The sequence below is a fragment of the Pseudomonas sp. LAIL14HWK12:I10 genome, from assembly GCF_900184205.1.
GTDB classification, from domain to species: domain Bacteria; phylum Pseudomonadota; class Gammaproteobacteria; order Pseudomonadales; family Pseudomonadaceae; genus Aquipseudomonas; species Aquipseudomonas kermanshahensis.
On record NZ_FXWU01000015.1, the window covers coordinates 59,205 to 72,706 of the forward strand.

Sequence of the window (13,502 nt, forward strand, 5' to 3'; positions counted from 1 at the left end):
ATCGCCTCGGGCCGTGGCCCGGGCGCGCTTAAGCAGGGAATGTGCCAACCTGTCTTAGACCAATGGCTAAGGGGTGAGGCAGCGGGTCGCATGGCGACAATCCGCCACACTTACGCCAGGTTCGCTACGTTGATGGCGGATTTCCCCGGGGCCGCTGCGCGCGCCATCGCCGGCAAGCCGGCTCCCACACCGGCACTGGATTGCTTGAGACTTGCGCCATCCCTGTGGGAGCCGGCTTGCCGGCGATGGGGCGCGCAGCGGCCCTGAACAGCAGGTCAGGCCGTCAGCCGCGACGTCACTTCGCCCAACTGCCCCGACAACCCATGCAAACGCTGCCCAGCCTGTTCGGTCTGCTGCACCGCTTCCTGGTTGGTGGTGGCGATGCGGGTGATCTCGATCAGGTTGCGCGAAATATCCTCGGCCACACTGGTCTGCTGCTCCGCCGCCGTGGCGATCTGCCGGTTCATGTCGCGGATGGCCTCCACCGCCAAGGTGATGCGCTGCAACATCTGCCCGGCCTGCTGGACCTGCTCGGCCCCCTCTTCGCTGCGCTGCTGGCCACTTTCGATGGCTTTGACCGCCTCCACCGCACCCGACTGCACCGCCTCGATGATCTGGTTGATCTCGGCAATCGACGCGGCCGTGCGCTGGGCCAAACTGCGCACCTCGTCCGCCACCACCGCAAAGCCTCGTCCGGCCTCGCCCGCGCGGGCTGCTTCGATGGCGGCATTGAGCGCCAGCAGGTTGGTCTGCTCGGCAATACCACGGATCACTTCGAGCACCTTGCCGATCCGCGTACTGTCATGTTCCAGGTCGCGAATCACCGCCGCCGTGCCGGCGATTTCGCGGTTGACCACGCCAATGATGTCGATGGTCTGCTGCATCACCTGCTCACCAGCCTGTGCACTGTGGTCGGCATCATCGGCAGCGCGGGCGGCGTCGACGGCGTGGCGGGCCACTTCCTGGGCAGTGGCGGACATCTCATGCATGGCCGTCGCCACTTGGTCGGTGCGCTGGAACTGGTCATGCGTGCCGCGCGCCATGTCGGCGGCGATGCTGCGCAACTGGCCACTGGCGCCTTCCAGCTCTTGGGCGTTGTCCTGCAGCCGGCCGACGGTCTCGGCCAAAAAGTCACGCAGGGTATTGGCCGCCCGTGCCAAACGCCCCAGCTCATCCTCGCGGCGGCTGTCGACGCGGGCGCCGAAGCGGCCCTGGCTCAGTTGCGCGACATAGTCGATCAACTGGCGGATCGGTTCGATCAGGCTGCGGTTGATCAGCCACAGGCTGAGCAGGCCAACCAGCACCGCCGACGCCAGCATCACCAGCAGGCCCAGCCACACGGTGCGCTCAGCGCTGGCATTGATGGCCGCAGCCCGTTCACGGGCATCGCCGCGCAGTTGTTCGACCAGTTCGCTCATCTGTTCGCTGGCGGCACGGTCCACGCCCTTGACCGCCAGGTCGCCTGCTACCGGGTCGCCCCCTGCAGCGATAAACGCATTGCGGCCCTGCGCATAAGCCTGGCCCAACTGCCGATGGCTATCTCGCAGCTGCTGCAAGGGGGCCTTGAGCCTAGTGTCACTGCTGTCGATCAATTGCCCCAGCAACTGCTGAACCTGCTGCTCGCGCGCCTGAAACTGCTGCCAGTACTTGTCCAGCTCGGCGGGCTGGCGACCGCGCAACAGCACGTTCTTCCATTCCTGCACCTGGACCTTGAACTGCAGGTTGGCTTCATCGATCAATTGCGAAGCGCGCAGCGGGCCATCGACCAACTCGGCATAGCCACGCACGCTGGAAGACAAAAACTGGAAACACACCAGGGCGATCAGCAGCATGGCCGCCAAGCTGCCGCCAAGCAGGGAGAGAATTTGCACTCTGAGGGATTTACGCAACATCGCGGATCTCAAGACCAGTAGGAAAGGAACAGCGCACACCGGCAGCGCTGGGAAAGACACTCCATGTCCTCGTAGGCTGGCGCGCAAAAAAAAGGCTGCCATCGTTCGATAGCAGCCAGCTTGAGCACTTGCGCAACAGTTGAGGCTAATAGTGTCAGGCAATTCCTACAGAAATGTTACATAACCAAGACAGGCTAGCCTGTGGTGAACTGCAGCGAGGCCAGCCGGGCATACAGCGGGCTTTCTTCGATCAGTTGGCGATGTGTGCCCACTGCAACCACACGCCCCTTGTCGATCACCGCGATGCGATCAGCGTGCTGCACCGTGGCCAGACGGTGGGCGATCACCAGCGTCGTGCGACCGGCCATGAGGCTGGGCAGGGCTTGCTGGATCAGGTGTTCGCTTTGCGCGTCGAGGGCGCTGGTGGCCTCGTCCAGCAACAGGATCGGCGCATCTACCAGCAACGCACGGGCAATTGCCAAGCGCTGCCGCTGCCCGCCAGAAAGGCCAATGCCGCCCTCCCCCAGTTGCGTCTGGTAGCCCTGCGGCAACTGCTGGATAAACCCGTCGGCATGCGCACCACGGGCCGCTGCTTCGACTTCCGCCAGCGTTGCTTCTGGCCGGCCATAGCGAATGTTGGCCTCTACCGTGCCACGAAACAACGAAGGGTTCTGCGCCACCAAGGCGAACTGCCGGCGCAGCTCGGCGGGGTCGAGTTCGGTAATTGCCTGCCCGTCGAGCAGGATGCGCCCCTGCTGAGGGTCGTAAAACCGCAGCAGCAGGTCGAACAAGGTGGATTTGCCAGCGCCCGAAGGCCCGACCAGCGCCACGGTCTGCCCCGGCTCGATTGTCAGGCTCAGGCCGTCGATGGCAGCCACTGTGGGCCGTGACGGGTAGGCAAAGTGCACCTGCTGTAACTCGATATGCCCCGTCACACGGCCGTGCGGCAGCGAGGCCGCTGCGTGGGGCGGCAGAATCGCACTGCGCGCCGCCAACAGCTCGGCAATGCGCTCGGCCGCACCTGCGGCACGCTGCAGCTCGCCAATCACCTCGCTGAGGGTGCCGAAGGCGCTGCCGACGATCAGGCTATAAAACACGAAGGCGGCCAGTTCGCCTGCCGAAATACGCCCGGCGATCACGTCCATGCCGCCCACCCAGAGCATGACGCCCACAGCGCCCAGTACCAGCACGATGACCAGGGTGATCAGCCAGGCGCGCTGGGCAATACGCTGCCTGGCCACGTTGAAGGCCGCCTCGACAGTGCCCGCGAACAGCTCGCGATCGAGCGGTTGGTGGTTGTAGGCCTGGACGGTCTTGATCTGCCCAAGGGTCTCGGCCACGTAGCTGCCGACATCTGCCACGCGATCCTGGCTCTGCCGCGACAGGCTGCGCACACGACGGCCAAACAACAGGATCGGTGCTAGCACCAGTGGCAAGGCCACGACCACGATGCTGGTCAGCTTGGGGTTGGTGATAAACAGCAGCACCACGCCCCCGATCACCATCAAGGCATTACGCAGGAACATCGACAGCGAAGAGCCGATCACCGACTGCAACAGCGTGGTGTCGGCCGTCAGCCGCGACTGGATCTCGGAGCTGCGGTTGTCCTCGAAAAAGCCTGGGTGCAGGCCGACCAGATGATCGAACACCGCGCGGCGAATATCAGCCACACAGCGCTCGCCTATCCATGAGACCAGGTAGAAGCGGCTGAACGTCCCTACCGCCAGTGCCAGCACCAGCAGCAGGAACAGGCCTATGGTCTGGTTGAGCTGGTGCGCGGAACGGGTCATGAAACCCTGGTCCACCAGCAGGCGAATGCCCTGCCCCATCGACAGCGTGATAGCAGCGGTGACCACCAAGGCCAGCAACGCCAGCAGCATCTGCCGGCGGTACGGGCGAACGAACTGCCAACTCAGGCGCAAAGCGCGACGTTGACCTGCAGAAACGGATTCGGGCATGGCGGCAACCAAAACGGCGAGGATGCAGCAGACTACCACTCATCGGCACGCGAGGAGCGACCGAGGGTGGCTATAGCTTTTCGATCTAAACAGCCTCTGGAGCTTTAGCGCCGTTTCTGTTGGACTGTTTCTGCCATGACGCCCAAGGGCTGTCACTGGCCAGTCATCGCACAGGGTTACCCTGAGTTTCAACCTGATGAGGAGACCGATATGAGCTTGCAGCATGGCAGCGACACCGCAAAACCGCAGAACACCCCGCAACCTCAGGCGTGCGGTTCGATCATCGACGCCCAGGGGCGCGAGGTTCCGATCACCGAGCAGATGATCCAGAAAGCCTGCGAGAAGCTGGAACAAAGCCGGGTCGGAAAAGCCCAGAAGGGCTGATCGGCGAATTCATTACAACCCGGCGCGTGCGCCGGGTTTTTATTGCCCGTCACTCAGACCAACACCCCACCCAACGCACTGACCAACTGCGCCAGTTGCGGCGACTCGCCACGAATCCGCACCGCCAGCCCTTCGACCTCACGCCGCGGCGGATACTGCTTGCGCAACTGATCGAAGGCCGCGCGCTGCTCGGCTGGGTCGTCGCTCAAGCTGCGGCGGAAGTCCGCGTCGTCACGGCGCGGGTCGTACACGGCGCGGCACAGGGTGGCCAAGGCCCAGGCCGGGTCGGTACTGGCATCGAGCTCGATCTGCGCCAGCGGCGGCTTGGGCAGCAGGTCGGCCAGGTTCACGCGCTCAGCTTGGCCGAGAAAACGGCACAGCGCCTGATAGATCTGCGCCGTGCCACGCTGCCGGCCATCAAGGCTGTAGCCGGCGATGTGCGGCGACGCCAGCGTGCACAGGTCGGCCAGTTGCAGGTCGACCTGCGGTTCGCCTTCCCACACATCGAGCACGGCGTGCACGTCTTCACGGTCCAGCAGCAGCTCACGCAAGGCCGCGTTGTCCACCACCGGGCCACGGCTGGCGTTGATCAGCCACGCACCGGGGCGCAGCTGCGCCAGTTGCGCCTGGCCCAGCAGGTGCCAGGTAGGGTGCTCGCCGCCGCGCTGCAAGGGGGTGTGCAGGCTGATGACATCGCACTGTTCCAGCACCGTCTCGAGGCTGACGTAATCGCCCCCTTCGGCGGCCTGACGCAGCGGGTCACACACCAGCACCTTCCAGCCCAGGCCATGCAGTACACGCACCAGGCGGCCACCGACCTCCCCTGCGCCCACCACGCCATACGTGCGCGCGGGCAGCACCACACCGTCCAGCTCGGCCAGGGTCAGCAGGCTGCCCAGCACGTAGTCCACCACACCGCGGGCATTGCAGCCCGGCGCGCTGCTCCAGTGGATGCCCGCCTCGGCAAAGTAGTCCAGGTCGAGGTGGTCGGTGCCGATGGTGCAAGTGCCGACAAAACGCACCCGGCTGCCTTCGAGCAGTTGGCGGTCGACCTTGGTCACCGAACGCACCAGCAGTACGTCGGCGTCCTTGACGCTGGCGGCATCGAGGCTTCTGCCCGGATAGCGGCGGATCTCGCCGAAACCTTCAAAGAAGGCATCGAGCAGCGGAATGTTCTCGTCGGCAACTATCAGCATGGCGCTCTCCTGTCAGGGGAACGCAGTGTAGGCGCTACGCGCGGCGTGTTCCAGAGCGGGTCAGTCGGCTTTCTTGCGGATCCAGTACAGGAAGGTGCCCGCGTCCTCTTGCTGCTGCAGCAGCTCGTGGCCGAGGAAGTTGCAGAACTTGGGGATATCGCGGCGGGTCGACGGGTCGGTGGCGATGACCTTGAGCAGGCCACCAGCAGCCAGGTCCCGGACGTGCTGGTGCAGCATCATCACAGGCTCCGGGCAGTTCAGGCCGGTGGCATCGAGGACGGCGTCGGGGGTGAAGTCAGTCATGGGTGGCTCCAAAAATGATCGTCATTGTCGCGCATCGTGCGGCGCGGACCAAGGGCCACGCGCCGCCCCTGCACTCAACGCGGCTTCAGGTCCAGCCTGCGCAGGTGGCAGGTCACTTCCTCACGGTCGTGATACAGCTGCTTGCAGGCGATCGAAACCCGGATCTTGCGCGCCTTGAACGTGGCTTCCATGCGGTCGAGCAGGCGCCGCACTTCGGCGTAACGCTGCTTCATCGGCAGTTTGAGGTTGACCACCGCCTCGCGGCACAGGCCTTCCCCCAGCCAGGTCTCGATCAGCGAAGTGGTCCGCGCCGGCTTCTCGACGATGTCGCAAACCATCCAGTCCACTGGCTGCTTCGGCTGCCAGGTAAACCCATCTGCCATCAGGTGCTGGACCAGCCCAGTGTCCATCAGGCTTTCGGCCATCGGGCCGTTGTCGATAGCCGTGACCAGCATGCCGCGGCGCACCAGCTGGTAGGTCCAGCCACCCGGCGAGGCACCCAGGTCGACACCGGTCATGTCGTCGCCCAGGCGCTGCTCCCACTGCTCGCGGGGGATGAACTGGTGCCAGGCCTCTTCCAGCTTGAGGGTCGAACGGCTGGGCGCCTCCCGGGGAAACTTCAGGCGCGGGATGCCCATCGGCCAGAGGGCGCTGTTGTTGCCTGCGGCCAGGCCAACAAATACACGCCGGCCGGTGATGAAGCTCAGCAACAGCCGCGGGCGGCTGGCGTCATCGACCAGGCGGCCGGCCTTTTCCAGTGCCTTGCGCAGGGGCACTTCGAACTTGCGGCAGAACGTCGACAGTTCCTTGCCGTCGTTGCTGTCGAGCACTTCCAGCCACAGGCTGCCGAAGACAGGCAAGTCGGTCAGGTGCTCCAGCAACACGCTGATGCGGTCGCTCTCTGGCAACTCGACATAACCGCCGCGAGCCCACTGACGCGGGAAAATCAGCTCAGCGAAGCGCAGTTCCCCCATTAGTCGCTCGGCGCCGTTGGCCTCGGTGCAGACAAACTCGGCGCTGGCGCTCTGCGGTTTGCCTTTGGCATAGCCGGCAACCCCCAGGCGGGCAGCGTGTTCGCTGATTTCGGCGCAGACCTCACCCTCGAAACCGGGCCGGCAATGCATGAACAGGGTACTCATCTCTCACTCCACTACGGCGGGCGCGCAACAGGCGCCGGCAGGGCGGCGATAATAAAGGAAGTTCGGAACCTGCGACACGTCCCGCCGGTCCAGAAAAGGGTCAGCCAAGCCAAACCGGTCTAACCTGACCATTCAGCCAGGTCCGTACCGTGCGGATCGAAACAGAGCGGTGACACCGGCAAACACCCGATTTGCCGGGCACCGGCGCAGAAGGAGTTGGCAATGCCCTCGCTCGATAGCCTGAACACGCTCAAAACCCTCAAGGTCGATGACCTTACGTATCACTATTACAGCCTTACCGAGGCCGCCCGCCAGCTGGGCGACCTGCAACGCCTGCCCATGTCGCTGAAAGTGTTGCTGGAAAACCTGCTGCGCTGGGAGGACGGCAAGACCGTCACCGGCGACGACCTGCGCGCCATCGCCCAATGGCTGGAAGCGCGCCGCTCCGACCGGGAAATCCAGTACCGACCGGCCAGGGTGCTGATGCAGGACTTCACCGGCGTGCCCGCCGTGGTCGACCTGGCCGCCATGCGTGCGGCCATGGCCAAGGCCGGTGGCGACCCGCAGCGGATCAACCCGCTGTCGCCGGTCGACCTGGTAATCGACCACTCGGTGATGGTCGACCGCTACGCCACCCCCGAGGCCTTTACCCAGAACGTCGACATCGAGATGCAGCGCAATGGCGAACGCTACGCCTTTTTGCGCTGGGGCCAGAACGCCTTCGACAACTTCCGCGTCGTGCCGCCGGGCACCGGCATCTGCCACCAGGTCAACCTGGAATACCTGGGCCGCACCGTCTGGACCCGCGACGAAGACGGCCGCACCTACGCCTTCCCAGACACCCTGGTCGGCACCGATTCGCACACCACCATGATCAACGGCCTGGGCGTGCTGGGCTGGGGTGTTGGCGGCATCGAGGCCGAGGCGGCCATGCTCGGCCAGCCGGTGTCGATGCTGATCCCGGAAGTGATCGGCTTCAAACTCACCGGCAAGCTGCGTGAAGGCATCACCGCCACCGACCTGGTACTGACCGTGACACAAATGCTGCGCAAGAAGGGCGTGGTGGGCAAGTTCGTCGAATTCTACGGCGACGGCCTGGCCGACCTGCCCCTGGCAGACCGCGCCACCATCGCCAACATGGCCCCCGAGTATGGTGCCACCTGCGGCTTCTTCCCGGTCGACGAGGTGACCCTCGACTACCTGCGGCTTTCTGGCCGCCCGAAGGCAACGGTGCAACTGGTCGAGCAGTACTGCAAAGCACAAGGCCTGTGGCGCCTGCCAGGCCAGGAACCGCTGTTCAGCGACACGCTCGCGCTGGACATGGACGAGGTCGAGGCCAGCCTGGCCGGGCCCAAGCGCCCTCAGGACCGCGTCGCCCTGGGCCAGGTCAGCCAAGCGTTCAACCACTTCATCGAACTGCAGCCCAAGCCGCTGGCCAAGGAAGTCGGCCGCCTGGAAAGTGAAGGCGGCGGCGGTGTGGCGGTGGGCAACGCCGACCAGGCGGGCGAAATCGACTACAGCCACGCAGGCCAGACCCACACCCTGCGTGATGGCGCGGTGGTGATCGCCGCAATCACCTCGTGCACCAACACCTCCAACCCGAGCGTGATGATGGCCGCCGGGCTGGTGGCGAAAAAGGCCCTGGAAAAAGGCCTGCAGCGCAAACCTTGGGTCAAGAGCTCGCTGGCCCCTGGCTCCAAGGTGGTCACCGACTACTTCGAGGCAGCCGGGCTGACGCCGTACCTGAATGAGCTGGGCTTTGACCTGGTGGGCTATGGCTGCACCACTTGCATCGGCAACTCCGGCCCACTGGATGAGGCGATCGAGAAAGCCATCGGCAGCGCCGACCTGACCGTGGCCTCGGTGCTTTCGGGTAACCGTAACTTCGAGGGCCGCGTGCACCCGCTGGTCAAGACCAACTGGTTGGCGTCGCCGCCGCTGGTGGTGGCCTATGCCCTGGCCGGCAGCGTGCGCGTTGACCTTACCCGCGATTCACTGGGTACCGGCAAGGACGGCAAGCCGGTGTACCTGCGCGATATCTGGCCCAGCCAGCAGGAAATCGCCGCCGCCGTGGCCCAGGTCGACACCGCGATGTTCCACAAGGAGTACGCCGAAGTCTTCAAGGGCGATGCAAAATGGCAGGCCATCGAGGTGCCGCAAGCGGCCACCTACGTCTGGCAGGACGCGTCTACCTACATCCAGCACCCCCCGTTCTTCGACGGCATCGGCGGGCCGCCGCCAGCGATCAAGGACATCCAAGGGGCACGCATCCTGGCCCTGCTGGGCGACTCGGTCACCACCGACCACATCTCCCCGGCCGGCAACATCAAGGCCGACAGCCCTGCCGGGCGCTACCTGCGCGACAAGGGTGTGGAACCGCGGGACTTCAACTCCTACGGTTCACGGCGGGGCAACCATGAGGTGATGATGCGCGGTACGTTCGCCAACATTCGTATCCGCAACGAGATGCTCGCGGGCGAGGAAGGCGGCAACACCTTGTACGTGCCCACGGGTGAAAAACTGTCGATCTACGATGCCGCCATGCGCTATCAGGCAGAAGGCACGCCGCTGGTGGTGATCGCCGGCCAGGAATACGGCACCGGCTCCAGCCGCGACTGGGCCGCCAAAGGGACCAACCTGCTGGGGGTCAAAGCAGTGCTGGCGGAAAGCTTCGAGCGTATCCACCGTTCAAACCTGGTGGGCATGGGCGTGCTGCCGTTGCAGTTCAACGCCGGGCACGATCGTAAGCAACTGGCGTTGACCGGAAAAGAGAAGATCGATGTGCTGGGCCTGAACGACGCGCACATTCGGCCGGGCATGAGCCTGAAACTGCGCATCACTCGTGAGGACGGGCAACAGGAGCAGATCGACGTGCTGTGCCGGATCGATACCTTGAATGAGGTCGAGTACTTCAAGGCCGGGGGGATCTTGCATTACGTGTTACGTCAGCTGATTGCTGGAGGGTAGGTTTAGCCGTGGTTTAGCGGCGCTCTTGAGATCCAGCGCCGCCTGCGCGGCGATTCGCAGCACAAGGCTGCTCCTACATTTTTTTGGGCCAATTTTTCCTGAAGCGGTCGCGCGCCGGCACAGGCGTAACTGGCCCGGAATACCTGTAGGAGCAGCCTTGTGCTGCGAAGCGCCGCGCAGGCGGCGCTCGATCTCATACACGCCAACGCCCTAGAGGCGCCCCCCTCCTCCCTTCACGCATGCTGGCTCTTTGCCGCCCACTAAGTCATCATCCGACCCGCCCGTCATAAATTAGCAATAATGCCGCTATCTTCATCGAAATCAGCCGCTCCCTAGCTCAAACCAGAAGATGGCTCATTGCCACAAATCAAGCACATTAAATATCCATTCAATAAAACCAGTGGCTTGCCGATACCTCACCAAAGCCTTGCGGATTCTTGCGGATTACCGACCCATGCGTAACAACCAGCCGATTACCCAGAGAGAACGGACTTTCCCTGCCCAGCAGCGGTTGATCTCCACCACCAACGCCAAGGGCGTGATCAGCTACTGCAATGACGCGTTCATCGACATCAGTGGCTTTACCCGCGAGGAGCTGACCGGCGCGCCGCACAACCTGGTGCGTCACCCTGACGTGCCGGCCGCGGTGTTTGCCCACATGTGGCAGACCCTCAAGCAAGGCCAGCCGTGGATGGGCATCGTCAAGAACCGCTGCAAGAACGGTGACCACTACTGGGTCAACGCTTATGTCACGCCGGTTTTCGACAACAACCAGGTGGTCGGTTTCGAGTCGGTGCGGGTCAAGCCCACCGCCGAACAAATCCGCCGTGCCGAAGCGCTCTACCAGCGCCTCAACCAGGGCAAGTCGGCGGTGCCACGTCGCGATCAGTGGCTGCCGATTCTGCAGGACTGGCTGCCGTTCATCCTGGTCAGCCAGGTGGGCTTCCTGATCGGCAACTGGCTGGGCCACTCCTGGGGCTTCGGCCTGGCTGCCGCCCTGTCGGTACCACTCGGCCTGCTCGGGCTGACCTGGCAACAGCGTGGCCTCAAGCGCCTGCTACGGCTGGCCGAGCAAACCACCTCCGACCCGCTGATCGCGCAGATGTACACCGACAGCCGTGGGGTTCAGGCCCGCCTGGAAATGGCCATGCTCAGCCAGGATGCACGCATGAAGACCTGCCTGACGCGGCTGCAGGACAGTGCCGAACACCTCAGCGAACAGGCACGGCAATCCGACGCCCTGGCCCACCAGAGCTCCTCCGGGCTGGAGCGCCAACGCGTGGAAACCGAACAAGTGGCAGCCGCCGTCAACCAAATGGCCGCCACCACCCAGGAAGTGGCCAACCACGTACAGCGCACCGCCGACGCCACCCAGGAAGCCAATCGCCTGACCAGCCAGGGCCGGCAGATTGCCGGTGAAACCCGCGAGGCCATCGAGCGTTTGTCGGCCGCCGTGGGTGAAACTGGCCAGACGGTGACGCAATTGGCCAAGGACAGTGACGAAATCGGCGGTGTGGTCGATGTGATCAAAGGCATCGCCGACCAGACCAACTTGCTGGCACTGAACGCTGCCATCGAAGCGGCCCGCGCCGGTGAGATGGGCCGTGGCTTTGCCGTCGTGGCCGATGAAGTACGCCAGTTGGCCCAGCGCACCGCCGAGTCCACCGGGCAGATCCACAACCTGATCGCCAAGCTGCAGCAGACCGCCAGCAACGCGGTGCTGACCATGGAAACCGGCCATCGTCAGGCGCAGGAAGGGGTCGACCGGGTGATGCAGGCCGATGAGGCTTTGGTCGGAATCAGCGAAGCGGTGGCCAACATCACCGACATGGCGACCCAGATTGCGGCCGCTACCGAAGAGCAGACCGCTGTGGCCGACGAGATCAGCCGCAACATCAGCACCATCGCCACACTGGCCGACCAGACCGCCGAACAGGCCCAACATTCGGCACAGCTCAGCGAAGAGCTGACCAGCACGGCGGGGAGCCAGTACTCGCTGGTGGAGCGCTTCAACCGCTGAGACGCTGCGCTTTTGTAGGAGCAGCCTTGTGCTGCGAAGAGGCCGGGGTGGGCTGCAGATATCTGCTTTGCTTGCACCGGCCCTTTCGCAGCGCAAGGCTGCTCCTACAGAGACCGCGGATGGCAGACGGGTGCGCTACCCGTCTGTACGCTTCAACCCTGAGACGCGGGGCTTTTGTAGGAGCAGCCTTGTGCTGCGAAGAGGCCGGTGTGGGCTGGGGCGTTACCAGTCCAGGCGCAACCGGGTCTCGAAGTAGCGCTCTTCCCCCGTCAACGGGTCATCAAAACGCAAGCTCTGCGCCAACAACTTCAACGGCTTTTGGTAATCGTCTTCGACCTGGAGCAGTTCAGGGTAGAACGGGTCGTTGCAGATCGCCGCTCCCAACGCCGCCATGTGCACACGCAACTGATGGGTCTTGCCGGTCACAGGCGACAAACCGTAACGCCACAAATTGCCCTGCGTTTCCAGCACCTGGGCAAAGGTTTCGCTGTTGTCCGCGCCCTCGACCTCATGCATGCGAAAAAACGGCTCGCCATGCACCAGACGGCTTTTATGCACCAACGGGAACTCATGCTGCGGCATGGCAGCGGCGATGGCCTGGTAGCGCTTGTCGATTCGTCGCTCGGGGAACAAGCGCTGATACGCACTGCGGGTCTGCGGGTTGGCAGAGAACAGGACCAGCCCTGCGGTATGCCGGTCGATGCGGTGCAATGGCACCAGATGCGGATTGTCCAGGCGCCGGATCAGCCGGCGCAACAGGGTCTGCTCGACATATTCACCGGTGGGTGTAACCGGCAGAAAATGCGGTTTATCGGCGACCACCAAGTGCTCATCCACGTGCAGAACGGCCTCCTGCACAGGGATAGGCCGCTCGTTCGGCACCTCGCGAAAATAATGCAAGCGCATGCCACGTCGGTAAGCCAGTTCGGCAGGGATGGCCTGCCCCTGGGCATCCAGCACCCGGCCTCGGGCAAAGCGGTCAAGCCACTGCGCGCGATCAATGGCCTTGAAATGGTCACACAGGCAATCGAGCACCGTCGCCCAGTTGCCGGGTGGCAGGCACACCGTGCTGGCTTGCTGGCGGGCGGGGTCGAAAGGCGGGGTCATGGCAGTGCTCGAAAGGTACAAGGCCGCGCATTATCCCCCAAGCCCGCCACCTCAACCAGCCTGATCCCGCGCCTCGCTGCGCTCCTTCAACCAACGCAGTACCTGCACCGCCTCCCAGCGGCCGGGGTCATACAAGGCATACAACAACCCCTGATAACCCACCACATCCAGCCCACGGTGGTAGCCGGCACGCTGGAACAAGGCCTCGATTTCGGCAAAACAGGTGTTGAAGTGGACCTTGCCGAACGGTGTACGGTCATCGGTCACCAGGCCCTCGAGGCGCAGTTCCAGAACGGCGTCGCACACCCGCTCTACAGGCATGCGGTTGACGCTGTACTTGAGTTGCTCGACGTTGAGCATGGCTTTACCTCGGATACTGTATTTATATACAGCATACGGTCTTGCCCTCGCCGTCGTCAATTCGCCCTCGGCTCATTGCAGCCCCTGCAGGTACCCCGTGACCACCGGTGCGCCGAACAGCGCGCGTATTCTTTCAAGTGCGCCACACAGCACCTGCAAAAATTGGCCAGAGCCTC

Annotated in this window: 10 protein-coding genes and 1 pseudogene; 3 read left to right on the forward strand and 8 right to left on the reverse strand. The window is 63.9% G+C overall.

Translation table 11 applies throughout. The features are described 5' to 3' along the window. Window positions 1–275: 275 nt before the first annotated feature. The 3 genes and pseudogenes from QOS90_RS27750 to QOS90_RS24805 form a co-directional block, all read right to left on the reverse strand. Window positions 276–1,043, reverse strand: coding sequence for a methyl-accepting chemotaxis protein (locus tag QOS90_RS27750; protein ID WP_371098766.1), 768 nt, complete (start codon window positions 1,041–1,043; stop codon window positions 276–278). A 165-nt stretch (window positions 1,044–1,208) separates the two neighbouring features. Beyond that, window positions 1,209–1,994, reverse strand: a pseudogene (locus tag QOS90_RS27755) (methyl-accepting chemotaxis protein); the annotation flags it as partial. Between the two features lie 92 nt (window positions 1,995–2,086). Then, entirely contained in the window at window positions 2,087–3,850 is a 1,764-nt protein-coding gene (locus tag QOS90_RS24805; protein WP_085274201.1) for an ABC transporter transmembrane domain-containing protein, read from the reverse strand. Window positions 3,851–4,060: 210 nt separating this feature from the next. Here QOS90_RS24805 and QOS90_RS24810 point away from each other — a divergent pair, with 210 nt between their 5' ends. Then, a complete protein-coding gene (locus QOS90_RS24810; protein ID WP_172960377.1) occupies window positions 4,061–4,234 on the forward strand; it encodes a PA1571 family protein in 174 nt (57 codons plus the stop codon). A 53-nt stretch (window positions 4,235–4,287) separates the two neighbouring features. On the opposite strand, the gene pdxB is transcribed toward QOS90_RS24810, so the two are convergent. The 3 genes from pdxB to rlmM all read right to left on the reverse strand — a co-directional run bounded on the left by pdxB (window position 4,288) and on the right by rlmM (window position 6,872). Continuing rightward, window positions 4,288–5,430, reverse strand: coding sequence for a 4-phosphoerythronate dehydrogenase PdxB (pdxB, locus tag QOS90_RS24815; protein WP_085274200.1), 1,143 nt, complete (start codon window positions 5,428–5,430; stop codon window positions 4,288–4,290). 60 nt (window positions 5,431–5,490) lie between these two features. Continuing rightward, the gene (tusA, locus tag QOS90_RS24820) at window positions 5,491–5,733 is read right to left on the reverse strand and encodes a sulfurtransferase TusA (protein ID WP_027596647.1); all 243 of its coding nucleotides are present in this window, start codon (window positions 5,731–5,733) and stop codon (window positions 5,491–5,493) included. 74 nt (window positions 5,734–5,807) lie between these two features. Next, a complete protein-coding gene (gene rlmM / locus QOS90_RS24825; protein ID WP_085274199.1) occupies window positions 5,808–6,872 on the reverse strand; it encodes a 23S rRNA (cytidine(2498)-2'-O)-methyltransferase RlmM in 1,065 nt (354 codons plus the stop codon). Between the two features lie 222 nt (window positions 6,873–7,094). Here rlmM and acnA point away from each other — a divergent pair, with 222 nt between their 5' ends. Continuing rightward, complete coding sequence (acnA, locus tag QOS90_RS24830) at window positions 7,095–9,839, forward strand: aconitate hydratase AcnA (RefSeq protein ID WP_027596649.1); 2,745 nt, start codon at window positions 7,095–7,097, stop codon at window positions 9,837–9,839. Window positions 9,840–10,293: 454 nt separating this feature from the next. Beyond that, entirely contained in the window at window positions 10,294–11,859 is a 1,566-nt protein-coding gene (locus QOS90_RS24835; protein ID WP_027596650.1) for a methyl-accepting chemotaxis protein, read from the forward strand. Window positions 11,860–12,081: 222 nt separating this feature from the next. Here QOS90_RS24835 and QOS90_RS24840 read toward each other — a convergent pair whose 3' ends face one another. Together QOS90_RS24840 and QOS90_RS24845 are read right to left on the reverse strand one after the other, a co-directional pair. Next, window positions 12,082–12,966 carry a pseudouridine synthase gene (locus tag QOS90_RS24840; protein WP_027596651.1) on the reverse strand — a complete coding sequence of 295 codons (885 nt, stop codon included), beginning with the start codon at window positions 12,964–12,966 and terminating at the stop codon, window positions 12,082–12,084. Window positions 12,967–13,017: 51 nt separating this feature from the next. Continuing rightward, complete coding sequence (locus QOS90_RS24845; protein WP_027596652.1) at window positions 13,018–13,326, reverse strand: hypothetical protein; 309 nt, start codon at window positions 13,324–13,326, stop codon at window positions 13,018–13,020. Window positions 13,327–13,502 lie beyond the last annotated feature (176 nt).

What these genes read in the sequence shown, in the direction of transcription:
- QOS90_RS27750 (WP_371098766.1), bottom strand. Translation starts at nt 1,043, where the DNA reads ATGGCGCGCGGCACGCATGACCAGTTCCAGCGCACCGACCAAGTGGCG.
- QOS90_RS24805 (WP_085274201.1), bottom strand. Translation starts at nt 3,850, where the DNA reads ATGCCCGAATCCGTTTCTGCAGGTCAACGTCGCGCTTTGCGCCTGAGT.
- QOS90_RS24810 (WP_172960377.1), top strand. Translation starts at nt 4,061, where the DNA reads ATGAGCTTGCAGCATGGCAGCGACACCGCAAAACCGCAGAACACCCCG.
- pdxB (WP_085274200.1), bottom strand. Translation starts at nt 5,430, where the DNA reads ATGCTGATAGTTGCCGACGAGAACATTCCGCTGCTCGATGCCTTCTTT.
- tusA (WP_027596647.1), bottom strand. Translation starts at nt 5,733, where the DNA reads ATGACTGACTTCACCCCCGACGCCGTCCTCGATGCCACCGGCCTGAAC.
- rlmM (WP_085274199.1), bottom strand. Translation starts at nt 6,872, where the DNA reads ATGAGTACCCTGTTCATGCATTGCCGGCCCGGTTTCGAGGGTGAGGTC.
- acnA (WP_027596649.1), top strand. Translation starts at nt 7,095, where the DNA reads ATGCCCTCGCTCGATAGCCTGAACACGCTCAAAACCCTCAAGGTCGAT.
- QOS90_RS24835 (WP_027596650.1), top strand. Translation starts at nt 10,294, where the DNA reads ATGCGTAACAACCAGCCGATTACCCAGAGAGAACGGACTTTCCCTGCC.
- QOS90_RS24840 (WP_027596651.1), bottom strand. Translation starts at nt 12,966, where the DNA reads ATGACCCCGCCTTTCGACCCCGCCCGCCAGCAAGCCAGCACGGTGTGC.
- QOS90_RS24845 (WP_027596652.1), bottom strand. Translation starts at nt 13,326, where the DNA reads ATGCTCAACGTCGAGCAACTCAAGTACAGCGTCAACCGCATGCCTGTA.